Raw genomic sequence first — 22050 nt, forward strand, 5'->3', positions numbered from 1 at the left:
AGGCTGGGAGCCACCTGTAGGTTAGCCGAGTGCTAACCCGAGGATTGCCGTGGCAATGGAAAAATATACCATTACCCCAGTGGCATCGGCAATTGTGGTCACCAAAGGTGTACTTGCCGTTGCCGGGTCCCAACCGAGACGCTTTAGTAAGAAAGGTAGTAGTAGACCAACCAGGCTGCCAATCATTACGATACTTAGCATGCTTAACCCGATGACCAGCATGATCTCCGGGGCGCGGAAGTAGGCCACAACCATAACCGCAGCCGCCATCGAAAGACCCAGTGAAAAACAAACCAACAGCTCTTTGGCAAATAACTTAAGCACATCCCCTTTGCCGATATCACCGGTGGCGATCGCCCGTATTACCAGCGTCGCTGTCTGTGAGCCGGAGTTACCACCACTGGCAATCAGCAAGGGTAAGAAGAACAGGAGCGTGCCATAGGCCATAATAGTGTCTTCATAGTAGGCAATAGCGGCACCTGAAAAGATATTCACAAACACCAGCAGCACCAGCCAGTTGATTCGTTTGCTATATAAGGTTCTTGGGCTGGCGTCGCGCAGGCTGGCTTCCAGCTTACCGACGGTTGCTGATTTGTGCATGGTGTCAGTGTCTTCTTCTTCGACCACGTCCATCGCGTCATCGAAGGTCACCATCCCCACCAGCAGGTTATCATTGGTCACCGCCGGAATAGCAATCAAGTCATAACGGGAAATAATACGCGCCGCTTCTGACTTGGGCATGTCCGGGTTCACACTGACCACATCGACTGTCATCAGGTCGTCAATCTGTTCATGCGGGGTAGCGGTCAGCAACTGGCGTAATGACACCACACCAGCTAGCTTGTGCTGCGCATCAACCACATAGACCTGATAAATAGTTTCTTTTTCCGGCGCACTCTGACGTAGCTTCTTCAATGCCTGCTCTACCGTGCATCCGACCGGTATCGTGGCATAATCAGAGGTCATCACCGAGCCCACCACGCCTTCTTCATAACTGACCAGGCGCAACAGGTCTTCGCGTTCTGAACGTGCCAGCCGGCGCATCAGTGCATCCTGCAGCTTAAGATCCAGCAGGGCATAGACATCAGCCCGCTCGTCCGACGACATATCGCGGAACAGCTGCGCCAACAGGCTCAGCTCCATGTGCGAAGCAACTTCCTGCTGGTGGGTCGGACGTAAATACCCAAACACCTCAGCCTGCTGCTGAGGTTCCATCATTTCCATCAGCGCCAGCGTATTGTAAACCTCAAAATGCTCGTCGAGGTATTCCGCCACGTCCGCCGATGGCATCGCGTTGAGCGCTGCTTTTAACCCTTCTGCGTCGCCGTGCTCGACCAACTCGACGAGATTTTCATAGCCTTCTACATATTGCATGGCATTCTCCTTTACGAGTTATTGCACTGTTGGCACGCGCATATCCGCCTGATGATCCTGCTCAAAACGTTGTGACATATGGCTAATAAACCCATCATCCCCACGGGTAATAAACAATGCCGCAATATCGTGCTGGTTGGCAAACGCCAGTCCGCGTTCCGTTCCCATCACCAGTAGCGCCGTAGCGTACCCATCGGCATCTGTCGCATTGTCTGCCAGCACGGTCACCGCAGCGAGCTTGTGGCTGATAGGTAAACCCGTTGTCGGGTCAATGGTATGCGAATAGCGTACGCCATTTTCTTCAAAATAGTTGCGGTAATCACCTGACCCGACCAGGGCGATATTCTCAATCGGGAGGATATGCTGAACAACCTGGCGCCCCTCGGTAGGCGCCTCAATACCAACGCGCCAGCGCGTCTCTTCACTGCGCATGCCTTTAGCGTATATATCACCACCAATATTTACCAGATGGTTATCGATACCCTGCTCAGTTAAATACGAACTTACTGCATCGACGCCATAGCCTTTTGCAATCCCGGATAGTTCGATAAAAATATCACTGGTGCGCATGGCGCTTTGTTCGTTTTCGTCCAGGATTAGGAAATGGTAGCCAACTTCCTCTAAGCGCTGCTCGATTTCGTCCTCGTCAGGTGCCGAGGTCACTCGACCATCACGACCAAACCCCCACAGGTTGACCAGTCCTCCAACCGTATGGTCAAAGCGTCCCTGTGAACGTGAGGCAATTGCTTCACTGCGCTGCAGCACATAAAAAAGCTCATCGTCAACGGTTACAGGCTGATGCAAAGGTGCATTATTGAGTTGGTTTAATACCGAGTCATCGCGATAGGTCGACATCTGCCGATCCACTTCATTCAGCGTAGTCATGATGCCCTGTTCAAGCTGCGCCAAATCAACATCGTCGTGTGCGGTACCCAGCGTTACCTCAAAAAAGGTGCCAAAGATTTCGCCACGCAGGGTATGGGGCTCCACGGGCCTGCTACAGGCGACCAACATACTGATTAGAAGAAGAATCGAAAACAGGCGGGAAAACATGGTCATTGCGCTACCTCATTCAGTATGCTGGAAAAAATCTCCCAAATTCTACCAAAAGGCCGGAAAATGAGCCACAAAGAAGCGCTGCCAGTAGAAAAAAAGAACCCGCCGGGGAGGCGGGTTAAAAGTTTCAACGGTCGTTTGGGGAACTTCCGTTACCGGGAGCAAAGGATGAGTTACTCCCGGGTCTTGCAGGTTCAGGACAGCGCGTAAGCAGTTTTCGCTGCATTCAAAACCGCAGCCATCTTGGCCGCACTTTGCACGGCCTGGGCTGATACGCCATGATCCAGCAGTGTCTTCACATGCGAATCAATGCACATGCCGCAGCCATTGAGGGCGGATACTGCCAATGAATAAAGTTCGAAATCAACTTTCTCGACACCTGGGTTCGCCATTGCGTTCATGCGCAGTCCGGCAGGCATCTTGGCAAACTGTTTGTCAGAGGCCAGGTGTAAAAATCGATAGTAAATATTGTTCATCGCCATTAACGAGGCAGCGGTTTTAGCCGCTTCAACCACGTTGGCTTCAACATTGCCTTCGGCTTCAGCTTCGACTGCTTTGATCAGCTTGCTGTCATTCAGCGAATAGGCCAGAGAAAGCGCTGTTCCATAAAACTGGTCCTTGGTCATCCCACTTGCGTCAGGATTGGAAAACAGGTTACCCAGATTCAGCTTGGTATCTTTTGAGTGGCTACCAAGCCCTGATTTGTAGTCTGCAATAGTCATACTTCACTCCAAAATTAGTTGCGTACTGAACAAGGTGGCTTAACAGCCGGGAAATAGCAGCGGTGCCCGGTGCTGTGGCACCGCTGACGTACTGGGCGCCTCGGTTACAGAGTATCGCCACCCACCGCACGGTTACATGGGCACAGCTCATCGGTTTGCAAACCATCGAGGATACGTACGATTTCCTGAGGGTTACGGCCCACGTTGAGGCTGTTCACTGAAACGTGCTGAATGGTGTTGTGTGGGTCAACCACGAAAGTCGCACGCAACGCCACGTTCTCTTCTTTGTCACGAACACCAAGACCATCGACCAGGTCGCCTGAAGTATCAGCAAATGAATACTGGTTCAGGCCATTCAGATCCGGGTGCTCACGACGCCATGCCAGCTTCACAAACTCGTTATCTGTGCTGCCGCCAAGAACTACTGCGTCACGGTCTGCAAACTCTTCATTCAGTTTCGCAAACTCAACGATTTCAGTTGGGCATACGAAGGTGAAGTCTTTCGGGTAGAAAAAGATAACTTTCCACTTACCTTCAAAGCTGTCCTGAGTAATAGTCTCAAAAGCACTTTGCCCATTCTCTTCTGGCATGTTGAATCCAGGCTTCGCTGCAACAACTGAGAAATCTGGTAATTTATCGCCTACTGTTAACATAATTCGTCCTCCAATTAGGATTGCTGTTTGAAATTCACGTTGCACATGATAGGTTTAGCTCTGCATCGACGAAAGCGAATAAAAACTATCACAGTAATCGGTTAAACGAATAAAAGTGGTCAGCGGGAGAACTCCATGAACAAACTGCCAAGTCTGAAGAACCTTAGCTATCTACTGGCATTGCATCAGCATCAGAATTTCAACCGTGCTGCGCAGGCTTGCTACGTCAGCCAGTCCACATTAAGCAGTGGCATTCAAAATCTGGAAGAACAACTTGGCTGTCAGCTGATTGAGCGGGACCATAAGTCTTTCCTGTTCACCAGCATGGGCGAAGAAATTGTCGACCTGTCCCGCAATATTCTGACCCAAACCGAAGAATTGATGAATCACGCCCAAAGCCAGGGCAATATTATGGAAGGCCCTTTGCGGCTTGGCTGTATTCCGACCATTGGCCCTTTCCTGCTCGGCCCTTTGAGTCGCCGCCTGCATGACGACTTTCCGAAGCTGCAATTGCAGATCCGCGAAGACACCACCGCGCACCTGATGCAGCTGTTAAAGAATGGCGAACTGGATGCACTTATTCTGGCCTTACCGATTGAAACTCAGGGCAACCAGTCCTGGGTACTGGGTAAAGATCCGTTCAAGATGGTGCTACACCCGGATCTGGCCAAAGACGTCGGCGAGCCCGTGGACTACAATAAGCTGCCGGATCAAAGCATTTTCCTGCTTGAGCATGAACACTGTATGACCGGGCATGCGGTCACCGCCTGTCGCTTAGGTAATAGCCGTAAGATCAATCCTTTTACCGCATCCAGTCTGCATAGCCTGGTGCAAATGGCCGAAGCGCGGACCGGCGCCACCTTTGTGCCACAAATGGCAATCGACCAGGGAATCCTAAGTAACACTGAACTGGTTGCGCTGACCCCGACAGACGGTGAAGCCTATCGTGAAATAGGGCTGCTATTCAGACCCACCACGTCGCGCCGCCAAACATTCCGCAAAATTGCGGAAACGGTTGCAGACTTATTACCAATATCGACGTTAAGCTAAATAATGACATCGATAAGCAGCCACTGAACTTGTAGAAGCAAACATCCGTATAGCACTATCAACGCGGATCAGAATACGTCTCATAACAGACTGGAGAGCAACATGAAATTAGTTACCCGTTCACTCGCCTTGGTAAGCCTAAGCGTTATGACGCTGGCTGCAGCCCAGGCTGAAACCATTGAAACCCGCTGGGCTGATGTCGACGTCGAAACCGTCAGCGAAGGCCTTAACCACCCATGGGGACTGGCGTTTTTAAATGACGGCCGGATGCTGGTGACAGAGCGCGCAGGTACCATGCGTATTATTGAGGCGGACGGCACACACGGAGAACCCATTAGTGGCTTACCTGAAATCAAGGTTATGCGCCAGGGCGGACTATTCGACGTAAAATTGAGCCCCAATTACAGCAGCGATAGCCTGATTTATTTCGCCTATTCAGAACCTGAAAGCGAAGGCAGTGAAATCACCAGTACTGCGGTTGCCCGCGCTCGCCTCGAAGACAACGCGCTGCATGATCTTGAAGTTATCTTCAGTCAGTATCCAAAAGAAGAAGGTGGTCGTCACTACGGTGGTCGGCTGACATTTAGCGACGATGGCGAGTATCTGTTTATCGGGCTTGGTGACCGCGGACACCGTCAGGATGATGCCCAGACGCTGGATAAGCACACTGGTAAGCTGGTTCGAATCCATCCCGACGGTTCGGTGCCGGAGGACAACCCGTACGTCAACGAAGAAGGCGCTCTTGAGGAAATCTGGTCTTACGGCCACCGCAATATCCAGGGCATGGATATCCAACCTTCAACCGGTCATTTGTGGGCTGTCGAGCATGGCCCACAAGGCGGTGACGAACTGAACCGCCCACAATCCGGACACAACTATGGCTGGCCAGTTATAACCCATGGTGAACAGTACGGTGGTGGCGAAGTGGGTATCGGCTTTAAGAAAGACGATATGGAACTGCCGGTTTGGCACTGGACACCTTCTATCGCCGTATCGGGCATGACCTTTTATGACGGAAACCAGTTCCCGGCATGGCAGGGAAATGTCCTGGCAACCGGTTTGCGCGGACAACAGGTAGCGCGACTCGAAGTCGATGGTGACCATGTTATTCATCAGGAAACTCTGGAACTTGGCCAACGTATCCGAGAAATTCAGGTTGGCCCAGATGGGTACATTTATTTGTTAACGGACGACGCGGATGGAAAAGTACTGCGTTTATCTCCTGCTGAGTAAGCCTGCGGAGTGGTATCTATGAATCAATCAATTTCAAGGCTCGCGATCACCGCGAGCCTTTTTTCATTGGCTTTACCCGCGACGGGTGTCGCCAGCGACGCAAACGACTCTGTTAGCGCACAAGAGGAACCGATTGAGCGGGTCGTGGTAACAGCAACGCGCACCCGCCAGCCCTGGTTGAACTCAGCTGGTTCTATCGACCGCGTGGAAGTCGAGCAGCAACTCCCGGGCATGCGCATCGACATGGCAGAAATTCTGGCCGGGATTCCCGGCGTGCAAACCGATACCCGCTACAATTTTGCTCAGGACACCCGTATCGTATTGCGTGGGTTCGGCGCCCGGGCCGCCTTTGGTGTGCGCGGTGTTGTCATGCGACTGGACGGTATTCCATTGTCGATGCCCGACGGGCAGGCACAAACGTCGAGTATCTTTGTCGATGAACCGGCTCATGTGGAAGTCCTCCGCGGCCCCATTGCCAGCGTCTATGGCAACGCGGCGGGCGGAGTCATCAACCTGCAAAGCACACAACCCCGACAAAGCTATCTTGGTGCCTCTCTTGCGGTCGGCGAAAACGGCCGTCAACGAACCGCTTTGAATGGCGCTTATGTGCAGGGTCCGTTCTTTTTATCCGGGCATTATGCCGGCTTCCGCACCGACGGCGACCGTTCTCACGGCAACGTAGAGCGCGACCAGTACGCATTGCGCAGCGGCTATCAGTTTGCTAACGGGCTGGAGCTTATTGTGCGTGCCGATGACAACAATGCGCCCTTGTTGCAGGACCCGGGCTCGTTAACCGCTGAACAATGGCGGGAAGATCCGCAGCAAACCTTTGCTGGCGCTACTGTGTTCAACACCCGCAAGCAGATCCGTCATCGTCAGCAGTCTGTCACCCTACGTCAGACCCTGACCACAGTCGACTGGCAACTAGCAGCCTGGAATGGACAACGAGAGGTAGAACAATTTCTACCCTTTCCAGGCTCTGACCTGACCTCCTCGGGCGCTGTAATAGACCTGACCCGTGATTTTTACGGAGTTCATGGTCAGGTCAACTGGCGTCCGGCAGCCTTCAACGACCAATGGCAGTTGAGTCTGGGAACCGATATTGAACGACAGCAAGACACGCGCCTGGGTTTTGTAAATAATTTTGGCACAGCAGGTGATCTGCGCCGTGACGAAACCGGCGATGTTGAGAAGACTGATCTCTACGCGCTCAGTCAGTATGCACTTACTGACCAGTTAACCTGGTTACTCGGCGGTCGTGTCTCGGATATGAAGTTTGCGGTCGAGGACCGCTTTATAATTGACGGCATACGCCCGGACGACAGTGGCCAAATCGATTATTCCGAGCACGCCTGGACGACTGGTTTTAACTATCAGTTAACTGACACCTGGTCGGTATTTGCATCGGCTGGCGCTGGATTCGAAACCCCAACATTGACTGAACTAGCGTATCGAAACGATGACAGTGGCCTCAACCCCGAACTCGGTCCGGCACAGGTGCAGCAGTTTGAATTTGGCCATAAGTGGCTCACTGAACGGGGGATGGCTCAGCTCAGCTTGTTTGAAGTGCGTACCGATGATGAAATCGTGGTTGATCAATCAATCGATGGCCGCACCACGTACCGAAACGCTGCAGAAACTAAACGCCAGGGTGTCGAGCTAAGCGGTACCTATCAGTGGACACCGATGCTTGATCTGCGTGGAGCGGCAACAATTATTAAGGCCCGCTATAAAGGTGGTCAGTTAGACGACCAGCGTATCCCCGGGGTTGCAACCAGCAATCTGTATGCTCAAATCAATCTTTCACCCTGGCAGGATCAGCGTTTGCGTGCGTCGCTTACTGCACAGTATCGCTCGCGAATTGCCAGTAACGACGGCAATACTGAATTCGCTCCCTCGTTCGTGCTTTGGCATAGCGCGGTGGAAGCACGCCAGCAGATCGCTCAATGGCAATTCCGCCAGTGGTTGCGGGTCGACAACCTGCTTGACCGCAACTACGTGGGTTCGGTCATTGTGAATCAAGGTAGTGGGCGCTCGTTCGAGCCTGCGCCAGGCCGCCAGTTAAGTGCTGGGTTGGCAGTCGAACGGCGCTTTTAAGTTAGGTGACCGGTGGTTATTTACTTTAATAACCACCGGTCATATAGGCAAGCGTTAAGGTTCGCCATTCAGAATATGAAGCAGTGCTTTCGCTGCAGGCTCCGATGAGGCTGGGTTCTGCCCGGTAATCAACATGCCATCCTGAATAACATATGGCTTCCAGTCATCGGTTTTCTCGTAGCGGGCTCCTTTACCTTTGAGTTCATCCTCAAGCAAAAACGGCACCACAGAGGTCAACTCAACGGCTTCTTCTTCGCTGTTACTGAAGCCAGTCACAGCGCGCCCTGCGATTAAAGGCTTTCCGACCAGGCTGGCGTTTAGCAGTACCGCGGGAGCATGGCAAACTGCAGCAACAGCCTTACCCTGCTGCCAAAACTCCTCCAACAGACGAATGGATGTTTTATCTTCTGCCAGATCCCACATCGGTCCGTGTCCTCCAGGATAAAAAACCGCATCAAAGTCATCAGCACTGACCTCGCTCAGCTTCACCGTGTTAGACAGGGTCTCCTGTAGCGCGTCATCTTTGTAAAAACGCTCTGTTGCTTCGGTCTGGGCATCCTCAGTTTCACTGTTTGGATCGATCGGCGGCCGACCACCTTTTGGCGATGCCAGGGTGATACTGACTCCGGCATCGGCGAACACATAATAGGGTGCAGCAAACTCTTCCGCCCAGAATCCGGTTTTGTTACCGGTATCTCCGAGTTGCTCATGGGACGTCAAAATCATTAATACTTTCATGCCCGTTCCTTATTGATCAAAGTAGTTACCACAGCGCTACGTATGCGTTATGACAAACGATCAGTCTTCCAGCCAGCGATACAGTGTGCGACGGGTAACGCCGAGCACTTCAGCGGCTTTGCGCTTGTTACCGCCAGTCTCACGCAGCACATAGCGAACATAGTCGCGCTGTACATCACTCAATGAGCGTAGCTCACGCATGCCGGGCTCGCTATTGCCAGAGTCGTTCTGACTCAAGGTCAACTGGGACGCCTGCTGCATTCGTTCAGGCAGGTGTTCGGGGCGAATTTCACTGCCCTGACAGAAGGTTACTGCCCGTTCCATCGCGTTTTGCAGCTCTCGAACATTGCCAGGAAAAGGGTAGTCATAGATCTTTTCCATCGTCTCACGTGACAATGAAGGCGACAGTCCGTCGTCTTTGCTCAGCGCGGCGACAAAGTGCTGGGCTAACAACTCACGGTCATCACCTCGCTCGCGCAACGGAGGTACCTTGAGCGCGAAGGTTTCCAGACGATAAAACAGGTCCTGACGGAATTTACCTTCGCTAACCAGAGTTTCCAGGTCGCGGTGGGTTGCGGCGATAATGCGCACATCGACCAGAGTTTCCTGGTCACTGCCGACAGCGCGAATAGTCCCTTCCTGCAACACACGGAGCAGCTTCGCCTGCAGTTCCAGTGGCATTTCACCAATTTCGTCCAGTAACAAGGTGCCACCATGGGCTTCCTTCAACAAACCACTACGAGCCTTCTGAGCTCCGGTAAATGCGCCCGCCGCATGGCCAAAGAACTCGCTTTCCATCAATTCTTTCGGAATACCCGCACAGTTAACCGCCAGAAACGGCCCTTGCTGCCGCGCACTTTCTGCATGAATAGCTTGCGCCACCAGCTCTTTACCGGTGCCACTCTCGCCAAGTACAAGCACCGCCGAACCAGCATCAGCGACCTGATGAATTTGCTGGTATAGATCACGCATAGTGCGGCTGCGTCCAATCATGCCGTGAAAATTCTCAGTCTGCTGCTCCCGCATCGCCCGTACCGTATGCTTTAAACGACGGTTTTCCAGCAGACGTCGTACGCAGAGCAGGAAATGCTCCATATCCAGTGGTTTGGTGAGGAAGTCATCCGCACCTTGCTTCAAGGCTTCTACCGCTTGTGCCACCGTACCGAATGCAGTGATCAGTAAAATCGACGGAGTATCGCTTAAGGTGAGCAGTTTAGGCACCATGGTCATGCCATTGGCACCCGGCAAGCGTAAATCGCTCACCACCAGATCAGGCTGCCATTTTTCAATTAAGGGCAGGGCACTTTCCACGCTATCGCAGGCCTGTACCTGATACTTTTCAGCCTCAAGCTCTTCAACCAGCAACTCCTGTAGGCCTGGATCGTCTTCCACCACGACTATGCGCTCAGTCTTACTCGTCATCTTCATTCTCCACTGCCTTAATCACGGGCAAAGCCCGCGTTGGTAACCAGATTGTTACTTCACACCCACCTGCACTATGGTTTGCGATAGCAACCCGGCCGCCATGCTCGGTTACCACGTTATGAACAATTGCCAGCCCTAAACCAGTTCCTTCACCTTGCGTCTTGGTTGAGAAAAACGGCTCCAGCAACTGTGCCTGGTCCACCCCTTCAGGCAATCCAGCGCCATCATCGCGCACCCGGATCTGAACGCCGTCTCCGTCACTTACCGCTGTGACTGAAACCTCGCGGGTCGCCGACTGAGCCGCATTGCGAATAATATTAATCAAAGCCAGCTCAAGTCGTGCTTCGTCAGCTTCAATATGCAGATCATCCGGGACATCGAGTGTAATCTGCAATTCGTCGTTGGTTAACTCATGACGCAGGTTGGCCACACAGTCATTCGCCAGCGGTCCCAGCTGCACCGATTCATAGTCCGAGCTGCCGGCCCGGGTGTAGTTGAGTAATTGCCGAACGATACGGGTTAACCGCGCAACCTGTCCCCGAATAGCCTCCAGCTGCCGTACCTGAGAGGGGTCTTGATTGTCTTTTAACAATCGGCGGGCGCGGCCATCAATCACCGTCAATGGCGCCCCCAGCTCATGGGCTATACCGCCAGCAACGCGACCAATTGCGGCCATTTTTTCCTGGTACTGCAACTGCTGCGCAAGCGCCTCCTCATGAGCCTGTCGCTGCACCAGCTCCCTATCTTTGTTATCAATGCTATTCAGCATCCGGTTCAGCCCCCGCGCCAGCTCTGCCAGCTCCGACGGCCCGGCTTCATCAGCACGATGAGCCCGCTCACCGCGCTCAATCCGATTCATACTTTGGGTTAACGCATTGACGTGACGGCCGACGCCACCGTAGTGGCCAAATATCACCACCGCCAACGTCGCGAAGCAGAGCACCCCCCAAGTCGCCCAGGCGGTTTGCGATAACTGAGTGAGGGAGGCATCAAAATCACTGGCGCGCCGGTTTATCTGAATAAAACCGTTAGTGCGACCGAGATCGTCAAAGACAGGAATAAAATGCGAGAACAGGAACATCCCCGAAACCTGGCGATACCGTTCCTGCTGTTCGCCTGTGGTAACGACCTGCTGCGCAACCTGGCTGGTGGTCAGGTCACGCTCGGTAATACCCGCCGCAGCGACCTGATTGCCATTGACGTCAAATACAGAGGCCCCATAGATGCGGCCGATATCGAAAACCGACTGCAGGGTTCGGCGCACGGCTTCTTCATCGTTTACCGCCAGTGCTTCGCCGATGGGTAAGCGAATCGCCCGTCCTATTAACTCAACGTCATCTTTTAACCGATCAGATTCCAGCGTAGCCATGCGATCTAGGCCGACCGCAATCCCAGCGCCAGCAATAACCAGTAAAGGCAGCACCACATATAAAAGCAGTGCTCGCTGCAAGCCACTTAGGCGAAGAAATCGAAATACGGACTTTTTCATAGTTGTGTCACTTCTGTCACTGACATATCTGTCACATGTGACAAAAGTATACACTAATACCTCTTATATGGCTCCCTTCCAATCGGCTTAAACACCAGGCCAATAAAAATAGTCTTTTAAAAACATACAATTAAGAATTGTTTTTGAGTTATTCAACAATCTGGCATGACCTTCGCTTTATAACCTGTGACAACTTTAAACGAGGAGAACTTATTATGTTTAAACGTACTTTTGCATTATCAGCTATCGCCGCCGCTCTGTTTTCAATGCCAGCTCTGGCTCAGGAACAGCAACAGGACCAGCAGGCTTATGCTCAGCAGCAAATGGAAGAGATGGCGAATGAGCCAGTTTCTGATGAGCAACTGGAACAATTCGCTGATGCATTAGATGAGATCGAGCGCATCAACGATGAATTTGTCGCTGAACTTGAGCAAGCCGAAAACCAGGAAGAAGCGCAAGAACTGCAAATTGCAGCACAAAGCGAAATGGTTGAAGCAGTAGAAAACAGTGGTCTGTCTGTTGAAGAATACAACGCTATTGCGTATCGCATGCAGAACGACCCTGAAATTCAGCAACGCATCGAAGAACTTCGTTCTTAATTGCTGAAAGTAAACGAACCAAAGCGCGGCCACTCGGTCGCGCTTTTTTTTGGCCCATCCTTATCCTCAATTGTATGCGCGCTACCCCCATTGCCTGTCTGAAGTGGTATAGTTAGTACGCTAATAATTAACAAGCGTCTGAACGCTGCCGAATTTTACAACCGAGGATATAGTAATCATGTTGCGACATTTAAGCCTACTGGCGGCCGTTGGCACCTTTGCTGTGGCCTGTTCGCCTGCCAATGGTCCGGCTGAGCAGGACTCCCCCGCCGATACGGCCCTTCAACCAATGGTCGACGCCGACGGGTATGTCGACTACCGCTTTAATGAAAATTACCGCGAGCATCTGCGCACCTTATCAGCGGATGAATTCGAAGGCCGCGCCCCTGGCACCAAGGGTGAAGAATTAACCATCGAGTATGTCACCAGCTTATTCGAAGCCAATGGTATCGAGCCATTGAACGACGACTCCTATTTACAGCCTGTTCCCTTAGTGCGCATTGCCCCAACCCGGGTTACCAACCTGGCCATCGGCCATGATGGCAGCGACAGCGAATTTAAATATCGCGATGAGATGATGGTGTGGACTCCACGCGTAGTTGACAGTGTGGCCGTGGAGAACAGTGACCTGGTATTTGTCGGTTACGGCATTGTAGCCCCTGAATTTGACTGGAATGACTACGAAGGTCTTGATGTCGAAGGCAAAACCGTAGTGATGTTTGTCAATGACCCCGGCTACGCCACGCAGGACGACTCGTTGTTCACCGGCAATGCCATGACCTACTACGGCCGCTGGACCTACAAGTTCGAAGAAGCCGCCCGTCAGGGTGCTACCGGCGCCATTATTATTCACGAAACCGGCCCGGCCGGGTATGGCTGGGGTGTGATCGCAGGCGGTTCTCCGGTTCGTTTTGATCTGGCGCGCGACAACCGCAATATGGACCGTAGCGAAATCGAAGGCTGGATTACTGCTGAGAGCGCCGAAAAGCTCTTCGCTAACGTCGATATGACACTTGAAGAGGCACATCAACAGGCGCTATCCAGCGATTTCGAACCCATGTCACTGAATGCTCAGGCTTCAGTCACGGTGGAAAATGAGTTTAGCTACATCGACACTCATAACATTGCTGGTTACATTCCGGGGTCTGAACACCCGGGTGAGCATATTATCTACATGGCCCACTGGGATCATTTAGGCGTCGAGCCAATCAGCGGCGACATCTACAATGGTGCGCAGGACAATGCCAGTGGCACAGCCGGTGTACTGTCGATGGCAGAAGAGTTCGCCAAAGGGCAAGCGCCAGAGCGTTCAGTTGTATTTCTGTTGGTCGGTGCTGAAGAACGCGGATTACTCGGCTCTGCCTGGTATGCCTCCAACCCTTTGCTGCCGTTAGAGCAAGCCGTCGCAGGCATCAACATGGATGTGCTCAATGTGTATGGCCCCATGCGTGACTTTGTCGTGGTTGGCTGGGAGAATTCTGATATTCAGGACTACGCTGCACCGTTCGTTGATATGCAGAATCGTCACATGGCGCCGGAAACAAACCCGGAAGCAGGGATCTTCTATCGCTCAGATCACGTCAGCCTGGCTAATAAAGGGGTTCCTGTACTTTATGCAAAAGGTGGCAACGACCACTTCGAGCTCGGCGAGAGCTGGGGTCAGGAGCAGCGTGCTATCTTCAACCGTGAGGCCTATCACAAACCAGCCGACGAGTACGATCCGGAATGGGATTTACGCGGCACCCATCAGGACCTGTGGATTTATTTTCGGGTTGGCAACCAACTGGCCAACAGCCGTGACTGGCCACAATGGGCACAGGGTAATGAGTTTGAAGCCCTACGCCTGGAATCGGAACAACAGCGTCAGCAATAAGCCGGGTAGGTCAGGCGGTTTGCCGTTGCAAGCCGCTTTGCTGCCATAGTTGCTGCGATAAGTGTGCCACTGGCGTTTTCGCGCCGGTGGCAATCCATTTCGCTACATGCTGACTCACATCGGGCCACTGCAACCGGGCATGAGATGGGCTCTGGATCCAGCGGTGCACCCGTTCAGGCTCGAGATGCTGACAGACACCAGCCAAACCTTCATGCTGTAAACAATGCGCATTGGCAACCTGTTCAAACTGCCCCTGCAGCGGCTTTACCAGCAACTTCTTACCACTGGCCAGCGCCTCACTGCTGGTCCCAAAGCCAGCATTGGCGATGATTCCTTCTGCTTTACTGAATGCGTGTCTAAAACCTTCCCGAGAAGGAGCAAAATAGGTCGCGTTCGCGGTCACCCGAGGTGTTGCTTCAGGGTGAAAAACATCAAACTGATACTCTGGCAGCGCCTGCAACAACACATCAATGTCCGCCAACGGCTCGAACGGTAAATAGACCAGGTAACGTTTCGATTGAGCGCTGCCCAGTTCTCCGACTGGTGCAATTAACGGCGGTAAGGTGGATGAATTGAGCGGACTCCAGTGCGTTCCTAATGCTTCATCGCAAGGGGCAAACTGGCGGATCATCGCACGCTGTAATGGATTAACCGGCAATGCATGGTGCCCTTGCCAGAACGCATACTGACGGCCCAGCCCAATGCAACGAACCCCCTGCCGTCTGGCGGCCCAGGCGGACACCGGCTCAAAGTCCGTCACCACCAGATCATAGCCACTCAGGTCAAGCTCATGGACGTCCTGCCAAAAGCGCCACCATGGGTTCTGACTTAAGGTATCGCGAATAGAGACTCGCCCTCCGCGGGTGGCAAAACTGAGCCCGGCTCGCCAACTGAAGTCTCCTAATGCGTCGACCCCGAACAACTTGGCCCGTTTGCGCCCCGAAAGCAGAAAATCAACCTTCAACTCTGGGCAGGACTCAAATGCAGTTGCCATCGCCAGCGCGCGGGTTAAGTGGCCATTGCCGGTCCCCTGAACACCATATAGAATTCGCATTATATTAACTCCATAGTAATCAGTGCCAGGTAAGCGAAGCCGCTGCCTAAACCAGCGCCAGCCAGAATGTCAGTGGGGTAGTGCACACCCAGCGCAACGCGGGACAAGCCGATGGTCACTGCCCAGGTAATTAACCAGGGCGCCGCCTGAGGGAAAAAGTGACTGGCAATAATGGCAAACACGAACGCACCCGTGGTGTGACCGGAGGGGAAACTGAATTTATCGCTGGCCTGGATCACCGCGCAGATCTTTAACCGTTGATAAGGCCGCTGACGACGCAGAGTGTTTTTCAGTACAACATAGACTGGTAGTTCCACAGCGAAGGTCAGACAAAGTAGCCAGAACATGGTGCTTGCACCGGGTTGTTCAGTGAGCACTAAACCAGCGCACAACAATGCGTACATCCAGCCGTCACCACTCATTGAGACAACCCTGGCCAGGACTACCTTGGGCCTGCATTGCCAGGTTCCACTAAACCACCGATAGGACACTTCATCGTAGCGTTGAATATAATCTAACCATTTCATACGCGTCTCCGCTTATGGCGAATTTTTCAGCAGCATACGAAGCCAGGATGACGCTTTCGTAACAAACAGATGACGCTTTGATGACAAAGTTACCTGCCCCTCTTAACCCGTACTCGAAAAGGGGGTATAGTCTGCAACAAAATAAAATTTGAGCAGTTGTAAATGAAAGTTGTTGTTAATATACACAGGGCGGTGTTACTGCTGTTGCTAATTCAGGGCACAGCGATGGCTCAGACCCAGTTCGACTGGCCAGCGGACGGCGAGTCGGTGATCGGTGAAGTGCAAACGGTTCGGGTTGCCGATGGCGAAACGTTACTGGATATTGCGGAGCGCCACGGCCTGGGCTATGCCGATATCCGGGATGCTAACTTGCATCTGGATCCCTGGTTACCAGAAGTGGGCGCCAGCGTTACCCTGCCTACGCAATATGTATTACCGGACGTGACCTGGGAAGGAATTGTGATTAATCTGGCTGAATACCGCCTGTATTACTTTCTACCCGATGAAAATACGATTCATACCTTCCCGGTAGGGATTGGCCGGGGAAATACTCCCACCCCTCAGGGCGACATGAATATCACGGCCCGCATCCCAAACCCAACCTGGTACCCGCCTGAGTCTATTCGTCAACGCTGGGAAGAACAGGGCCGCGAGATCCGCCGCGTAGTTCCGGCAGGCCCAGACAACCCACTTGGCCCCTATGCGATTAACTTAAGCGCCCAGGGCTACCTGATACACGGAACCAATCAGCGTTTTGGCATCGGGGCGCAAACCAGTGCTGGCTGCATCCGCATGAATAACCACGACATCGAGGCGCTGGTCTATATGACAGCCATCGGTGTGCCGGTGCGTATTATTGATAAGCCATTAAAAATCGGAGTCACTCAGGGTAAGATGGTGATGGAAGTACATCGTGAGGTAAATCAAGGTACTGCGCCTGCAAGTTCGACAGATTTAGTCTATACCTTAACCCAAACGCGTGATACTAATTCAGAGCGAGCAGGGCAAATAGACTGGGACATGGTAGAGCTTGCCTTTACTCGCAAAACAGGTATCCCGTTAACAATTTCGTACCAATAAGCAACCTCTGCTTGTAAGCACTATCAGAGCAAAAATGGAGAATACAATGATCAATAAGCCGTTAAAAACTAAAGCCCTCTTGGTTCTAGCCAGTGCAGGTATGCTATTTCTGTCTGGCTGTGCGTCACAAGCGCAACAAGACGAAGTCACTGACTTGCGTGCCCAGGTTCGCAACGCTGAGCGTTCTGCTGAACAGTGTGAAGCGCGCAGCGCTGAGCTTGAGCAACGTGCTGAAGTAGCCGAGCAGCGTGCTCAGGAACTGCAGACTCGCAGCCGTGAGCTGGAGCGCCGTATGCAGCGGATGGAAGAGCGCATGGGTAGCGCAAAAAATTAATTTTGTTCCCCACGCTACAAGAACACGCTTTCTAAGGCCCCTCCGGGGCCTTTTTCATACCCCCGTATTTCGTATATTTAACGTGCAAATCTCATTCTCCGTGTTAATATAAAAATTGATTTTATAACAAATGGATTGAGATCCATACAAGGGGTTATGAGGGTTGTTATGTCAAAGTATAATAAATTTCTGATTGTATCTAACAGCGCCAAGCCAACCAATATCGCGTTACTCGCCAATTCTATTGATATTGAAACAGAGTCAAAAAGTCGCTCTGAGCTTTTTCATATGGACGTCGACGCTGACGCAATGGTGGCGTATTCGATGGCTGGGAAGCAGTTAACTCACAATCATACAGCCAGTGAAATAAACCTGATTGCGCAGCGGTTCCCTATTTTTGTATTCGACGTTGCTCGTGGCAGTTGTGATCCGCAGCAAGCATTGGATCTCGGCGTGCGAGGGATTATTTATAGCGATGATCAGCTGGACAAACTGTTAACCGCATTTAAAGTATTAAGCGAAGGTCAGCTGTATTACCCGCGCTGGCTCCTTTCAGAATTAGTCAACGAAATGCTGACCCGGCGCATTGAACAAACCAACAATAGCGACAGCGCCTTCCCGCACACTTCACTAACCAAACAAGAACTGAATATTGTAAAACTGGTGGCGCAGGGAGCACGCAACAAAGAAGTGGCTTATCAGCTGAACATCAGTGCCCATACGGTTAAAACGCACTTGTCATCCATCTTCAGAAAAACTCAGGCACGTAATCGGGTTGAGCTTTTACGCTGGTCTCAACAGTCCAATATTGTTAATTACCATCCGGACTTTTCCATTAAATCCGAAGCTTGACCCCATCGGTCGATGGTACGATGAAAAAACGCCGCATTTGCGGCGTTTTTTTAATTCAGCCCCTGACGGGCTTACTACATTCCTGCGAACTGCGTGCTAACTTGCAGAGCGCCAGAAGCCGCGTTCTTTACCCCGCTCAATAAGCTCAACCAAGGCCGTTTCCATGGCCCGCTGAACAGAAAGCTGAACAGGTTCATTCATAGAGAAGCCACCTTCTGCTTCCGCCAGTCGGTTCAGCGACACATAACGGAATAAGCCCGCACGCACCTCGGTTGAAAACACCTTTTTGGTTGACGAAACCGATAGCAAAACCTGGCCTGTATGCACATCGACCGCGCGCAAATAAACCGATATCTGATCTTCTCGGTACATCTCTGACATCCCTATGCCAAAGTATTCCGCACCGATCCCGCCTGACGTGGTATTGGTGTCGTAGCTGATAATACCGCCCTCCAGCAGTAGCCGCGCTTCTTTCAACGGCGGCAGGTCCTGACCATTACCCGCTGAATTATATATCTGACGTTCAGTTAACAGGTTCTGCAGGTTTTCCCGTTCCAGCGGGGCGAACCAACCTGAGTCCAGCAACAGTTGCATCATCATCGATGTCCCGCCCTGGGTAACAGCAGTTGAGAAACTTGAAACATTAGCCTGTGGCTTGTATTGGCCAGTCTGATCGCGAAACGCATAGACAGTGACTGGAATTGGGGTTCCAGGGCGAGGCTGCTCACGCAGATACTCCATAACCGAACTGCGTGCATCTATGGTCGCAGGTTCAATATTGAAATTTTCCGGTTTAGGCACGATAGAGCAGGCGGTCAAAGAGAGGCCCGCCAGAGCCATGATAAATACTCTACGCATCTTAACCTCCCCAGCCCGGCATGGTGATAACGGTCACTTCACCACTGCTGTTGTTGGTAATATAAACCAACACACTGCCGTCAGGCTGGCCAGTCACTTCCACCGTGTATTCTCCGGTATCATAGACCCCTTCAACTAAATCGCCGTCCGCTATGCGGCGGGTTAAGCTATTAATGATGTTTCGTTCCAGCTGCTCCTGAAAACGCTGCACAAACGAACGCTGATTACTTTCGGGCCGGTGTGCATTTTGACTTTGCGCTTTTTGCAGCAGAAACGAGCCGTTCATCGGGTTGCCACCGAAGCTGGGATTGACAGGTTCATAGACCAGTTGAGTGGCACTAGCCTGGGTAGTAACGCCGATAACAGCGAACAAAGCGGTTAATTTGAAAATTGCTTTCATGGCCGTTCCTTATTGTAATTGTTGTAGAATCGAGTCAGCGACAGCACGAGCTTTCAAATCTGCGACTCTGTCGAGACTGATCAAAATTGCCTGCTCCGCCACTTTCTTTACGTCGCTGTGACGGCGTCCAAAATAGGTTTGAAAAATGGTTTCCTGTTCAATTTCGACCCAGAGACGGGTACCAGCCTGGGGGTATACCTGCTCATGAATAACCACTGTCAGCCCCTCGGTATCGGGAATATCGCGCCAGTAGCTGGTGTAGTAAAAAAAGAAATCTTTACCGAAACGCGTGATGGTTCGGTCCAGCACCAGACCACTTAACTCAATATCAGAGGACTGCGAAGATGCGGTTCCAGGAATGAGAGCAGGGGCTAAGAGGAATAGGATAAACAACCACTTAGCCGGTGAACGACGGCCTGTAAACATGATCCACCTGTTAATACTGAGTCACTGTCATACTGGCTTCGAAGCCAGTTTGCAGAATTTGTATCTGGTTGTAGTGACCAAGCTGCTCCAGATGAATAGCGTTGTCGTACCCTTCCTGCACAATGTCAGCCGTGTTGTAGCTGCCATTCTGATAGGCCTGAACGTTATTGCCAGAGCCTATCTGGGTTGCATTTACCTGGTTGTCCTGACCGATTTGAGTCAGGTTGAGTTGCTGGTAGCTACCTGATTGAGACAAGATAGCCTGGTTGTTACTGCCGTCCTGCACCAGTTGCAGCTGGTTGCCGCTAAGGCCTGCGGAAGCCGCGGTACCGAAGCTAGCCATTTGCTGGCGCTCAAGCAAACTGGCCAGGCCAACTGGTAACTCAGACGATGCATGTACTGCTGGCAAGAACAAACTTATTACTGCAGCTAAACTTATTGTTGTTTTTAGGAAAGCCATGATTGTGTCCCTTAGGTTCCTAGTCGCTAGTGTTAGTACATTAGCCACTCTTAGCCCCTTATCAATCGTATTATTGGGCTAGCGTGGCTCTGATAAAAATCGGGAGATTAAATAAAAAACCTTTATTTGTTATTGGGTTAATTATTTATTCGTGAGACCAATAGACGTAATTAGGTAGCCCCTTTCTACTAATTCGGGAATAAAAAAAGCCACCGAAAGCGGTGGCTTTTCAGATCCTTTCTTAGTTTGTTTGACTAACGATAGCTGTATTACCAGTACCAATCTGAGATACCGCCATAGTGCTGCCATTGGACAGTTGCTGGCCCATTACCATGTTCAGCGAACCTTCCTGATAAATATCAACTAAGCCATTGTCACCACCAACTTCAAACGATGAACCAAGGCCGCCCATACCAACGATGATATTGCTGGTACCATTCTGAGCCAGCGCAATGCTGTTGCCAGAACCGGTCACCAACAGGTCGATCAGGTTGAGGTCACCAACCTGCGAAGCCGCTACATCATTGCCTGAAGCGCCCAGACCTAACACGTAGGCTTCGTTCAGATCACCGTCCTGTTGTACGTCAGCCAGGTTGTCATCGCCCTGGAACTCAACCAGTGAGGTGTTGAAATCACCAGTTTGGCTTGATGACAGATCATTGTTCGAACCATCCGCAGCCACTGCATTGAGGTTGTAGTCGCCGTCAGAACCAACGTAAACCATGTTGCTGTCACCAATTGCGAAACCATAGGCTTCATTAAAGTCACCCGCTTGCTCGATGCTGACATTGTGGCTGTCGCCGTCGGTTTCAAACATGGCGTAGTTGTCGTTGCCGCTTTGGTCTACATAGATCTGGTTGTCATTACCGACTAATCCAGACGGACCATCGATAAGGTTAGCGTCGCCCACTTGCTGAGCAAGTACCACATTGTCGTCGCCTTGCAACGGGTCAAGCAGGAACAGGTTGTCATTGCCAGACTGGAGGACGTCGATGTAGTTGTTGTCGCCTTCAACGTCATAGGCAATGAAAACGTTCGCTTCGCCCGACTGGTCAATAAATGCCGTGTTATTATCACCCACTAAACCAGCAATACCACCTACATTGAAATCACCAACCTGATAGACATCAACTAAGTTGCCGCTACCCATGCCACCCAGAACCGCAGTTTCATTGCCATTCCCATAGGTTTCGCTATTGAAGTCATTGCTGTCGCCAACCACTTCAAACAAGCTCCAGTTTGAGTCGCCCTGTTGGATGATTGAGGTGTAGTTATCATCCCCAGTCTGGACGATTTCCGAGGAGTTCAGAGAACCGACCTGCTCAGTCATCGCCGTGTTGTAATTACCGTCGACATAACTGAATGAAATGTTGAAAAAGTCATCCTGGAAAACACTCACCACGTTCTCGTCACCTGCGACATAAGAGTACGCTTCATGCCAGGTATCGAGTTGTTCGATCGTAGTATCGTTGCCATTACCTTCCTGGGTAGACTCAGCAATTTGCCATAAGCCTGTTTGCAGAATATCCAGGCTGTTCTCGTTGCCATCCTGAAGTGCGGCAGCGTCGTGCAAACCTGCCTGCTGGTCAATAGTGGCCAGATTGTCATCGCCAATCTGCTCTAAATATGCTTCCTGAGTGTCCGCTAAAGCGGCACCTGAAAAAGCCATGCTAATTGCAACGGCTAAGACTTTCTTTTTACTTGTTAAGATAGACATAGTTGTCTCCCTGTTATTGTATTAGTACTGCTC

Annotated in this window: 22 protein-coding genes; 8 read left to right on the top strand and 14 right to left on the bottom strand. The window is 51.7% G+C overall.

What is annotated here, in order from left to right; translation table 11 throughout:
* Nucleotides 1–21 precede the first annotated feature (21 nt).
* From mgtE to CWE14_RS03805, 4 genes are all read right to left on the bottom strand, one after another.
* Nucleotides 22–1374, bottom strand: coding sequence for a magnesium transporter (gene mgtE, locus CWE14_RS03790; RefSeq protein ID WP_126798179.1), 1353 nt, complete (start codon nt 1372–1374; stop codon nt 22–24).
* 18 nt (nt 1375–1392) lie between these two features.
* Entirely contained in the window at nt 1393–2433 is a 1041-nt protein-coding gene (locus CWE14_RS03795; RefSeq protein WP_126798180.1) for an FAD:protein FMN transferase, read from the bottom strand.
* Between the two features lie 191 nt (nt 2434–2624).
* The gene (locus CWE14_RS03800; RefSeq protein ID WP_126798181.1) at nt 2625–3152 is read right to left on the bottom strand and encodes a carboxymuconolactone decarboxylase family protein; all 528 of its coding nucleotides are present in this window, start codon (nt 3150–3152) and stop codon (nt 2625–2627) included.
* Nucleotides 3153–3256: 104 nt separating this feature from the next.
* The gene (locus CWE14_RS03805; RefSeq protein WP_126788933.1) at nt 3257–3805 is read right to left on the bottom strand and encodes a peroxiredoxin; all 549 of its coding nucleotides are present in this window, start codon (nt 3803–3805) and stop codon (nt 3257–3259) included.
* A gap of 135 nt (nt 3806–3940) precedes the next feature.
* On the opposite strand from CWE14_RS03805, the gene CWE14_RS03810 reads away from it, so the two are divergent.
* From CWE14_RS03810 to CWE14_RS03820, 3 genes are all read left to right on the top strand, one after another.
* Complete coding sequence (locus CWE14_RS03810; RefSeq protein ID WP_126788932.1) at nt 3941–4855, top strand: hydrogen peroxide-inducible genes activator; 915 nt, start codon at nt 3941–3943, stop codon at nt 4853–4855.
* Nucleotides 4856–4957: 102 nt separating this feature from the next.
* Nucleotides 4958–6088: a PQQ-dependent sugar dehydrogenase gene (locus CWE14_RS03815; protein ID WP_126798182.1), complete on the top strand. Its 1131-nt coding sequence runs from the start codon at nt 4958–4960 to the stop codon at nt 6086–6088.
* Between the two features lie 18 nt (nt 6089–6106).
* Nucleotides 6107–8185: a TonB-dependent receptor family protein gene (locus tag CWE14_RS03820; protein WP_126798183.1), complete on the top strand. Its 2079-nt coding sequence runs from the start codon at nt 6107–6109 to the stop codon at nt 8183–8185.
* Nucleotides 8186–8239: 54 nt separating this feature from the next.
* Here CWE14_RS03820 and CWE14_RS03825 read toward each other — a convergent pair whose 3' ends face one another.
* Genes CWE14_RS03825 through CWE14_RS03835 form a run of 3 tightly spaced genes read right to left on the bottom strand, consistent with a single transcriptional unit; the run spans nt 8240 to nt 11837 of the window.
* On the bottom strand, nt 8240–8923 hold the full coding sequence (locus tag CWE14_RS03825) for a type 1 glutamine amidotransferase domain-containing protein (protein WP_126798184.1): 684 nt from the start codon (nt 8921–8923) through the stop codon (nt 8240–8242).
* A gap of 60 nt (nt 8924–8983) precedes the next feature.
* Nucleotides 8984–10345 (bottom strand): sigma-54-dependent transcriptional regulator, encoded by a 1362-nt coding sequence (locus tag CWE14_RS03830; protein ID WP_126798185.1) that lies wholly within the window; start codon nt 10343–10345, stop codon nt 8984–8986.
* Nucleotides 10335–11837: a sensor histidine kinase gene (locus CWE14_RS03835; protein WP_241972315.1), complete on the bottom strand. Its 1503-nt coding sequence runs from the start codon at nt 11835–11837 to the stop codon at nt 10335–10337. The genes CWE14_RS03830 and CWE14_RS03835 overlap by 11 nt, the downstream gene beginning before the upstream one ends.
* 215 nt (nt 11838–12052) lie before the next feature.
* On the opposite strand from CWE14_RS03835, the gene CWE14_RS03840 reads away from it, so the two are divergent.
* Nucleotides 12053–12436, top strand: coding sequence for a DUF4168 domain-containing protein (locus CWE14_RS03840; RefSeq protein WP_126798186.1), 384 nt, complete (start codon nt 12053–12055; stop codon nt 12434–12436).
* A gap of 178 nt (nt 12437–12614) precedes the next feature.
* A complete protein-coding gene (locus CWE14_RS03845; RefSeq protein WP_126798187.1) occupies nt 12615–14309 on the top strand; it encodes a M28 family metallopeptidase in 1695 nt (564 codons plus the stop codon).
* A gap of 10 nt (nt 14310–14319) precedes the next feature.
* On the opposite strand, the gene CWE14_RS03850 is transcribed toward CWE14_RS03845, so the two are convergent.
* Nucleotides 14320–15363: a glycosyltransferase family protein gene (locus CWE14_RS03850; protein ID WP_126798188.1), complete on the bottom strand. Its 1044-nt coding sequence runs from the start codon at nt 15361–15363 to the stop codon at nt 14320–14322.
* Complete coding sequence (locus CWE14_RS03855) at nt 15363–15890, bottom strand: phosphatase PAP2 family protein (RefSeq protein ID WP_126798189.1); 528 nt, start codon at nt 15888–15890, stop codon at nt 15363–15365. The genes CWE14_RS03850 and CWE14_RS03855 overlap by 1 nt, the downstream gene beginning before the upstream one ends.
* A 162-nt stretch (nt 15891–16052) precedes the next feature.
* Between CWE14_RS03855 and CWE14_RS03860 the strand changes: the two genes are divergently transcribed.
* The 3 genes from CWE14_RS03860 (at nt 16053) to CWE14_RS03870 (ending at nt 18156) form a co-directional block, all read left to right on the top strand.
* Complete coding sequence (locus tag CWE14_RS03860) at nt 16053–16970, top strand: L,D-transpeptidase family protein (RefSeq protein ID WP_126798190.1); 918 nt, start codon at nt 16053–16055, stop codon at nt 16968–16970.
* Between the two features lie 46 nt (nt 16971–17016).
* Complete coding sequence (locus tag CWE14_RS03865) at nt 17017–17304, top strand: hypothetical protein (protein WP_157981774.1); 288 nt, start codon at nt 17017–17019, stop codon at nt 17302–17304.
* Nucleotides 17305–17472: 168 nt separating this feature from the next.
* Nucleotides 17473–18156 (top strand): response regulator transcription factor, encoded by a 684-nt coding sequence (locus tag CWE14_RS03870; protein ID WP_126798192.1) that lies wholly within the window; start codon nt 17473–17475, stop codon nt 18154–18156.
* Between the two features lie 96 nt (nt 18157–18252).
* Here the strand turns inward: CWE14_RS03870 and CWE14_RS03875 are convergent, their stop codons facing one another.
* The 5 genes from CWE14_RS03875 to CWE14_RS03895 all read right to left on the bottom strand — a co-directional run bounded on the left by CWE14_RS03875 (nt 18253) and on the right by CWE14_RS03895 (nt 22017).
* A complete protein-coding gene (locus CWE14_RS03875) occupies nt 18253–19014 on the bottom strand; it encodes a CsgG/HfaB family protein (protein WP_126788920.1) in 762 nt (253 codons plus the stop codon).
* A gap of 1 nt (nt 19015) precedes the next feature.
* A complete protein-coding gene (locus CWE14_RS03880; protein ID WP_126788919.1) occupies nt 19016–19414 on the bottom strand; it encodes a curli assembly protein CsgF in 399 nt (132 codons plus the stop codon).
* Between the two features lie 9 nt (nt 19415–19423).
* Nucleotides 19424–19840 (bottom strand): curli production assembly/transport protein CsgE, encoded by a 417-nt coding sequence (locus CWE14_RS03885; RefSeq protein WP_126798193.1) that lies wholly within the window; start codon nt 19838–19840, stop codon nt 19424–19426.
* 10 nt (nt 19841–19850) lie between these two features.
* Nucleotides 19851–20249 (bottom strand): curlin, encoded by a 399-nt coding sequence (locus CWE14_RS03890; protein WP_126798194.1) that lies wholly within the window; start codon nt 20247–20249, stop codon nt 19851–19853.
* A gap of 292 nt (nt 20250–20541) precedes the next feature.
* The gene (locus CWE14_RS03895) at nt 20542–22017 is read right to left on the bottom strand and encodes a hypothetical protein (protein WP_126798195.1); all 1476 of its coding nucleotides are present in this window, start codon (nt 22015–22017) and stop codon (nt 20542–20544) included.
* Nucleotides 22018–22050 lie beyond the last annotated feature (33 nt).

The sequence above is a fragment of the Aliidiomarina soli genome (genome assembly GCF_003986975.1).
Lineage (GTDB): Bacteria > Pseudomonadota > Gammaproteobacteria > Enterobacterales > Alteromonadaceae > Aliidiomarina > Aliidiomarina soli.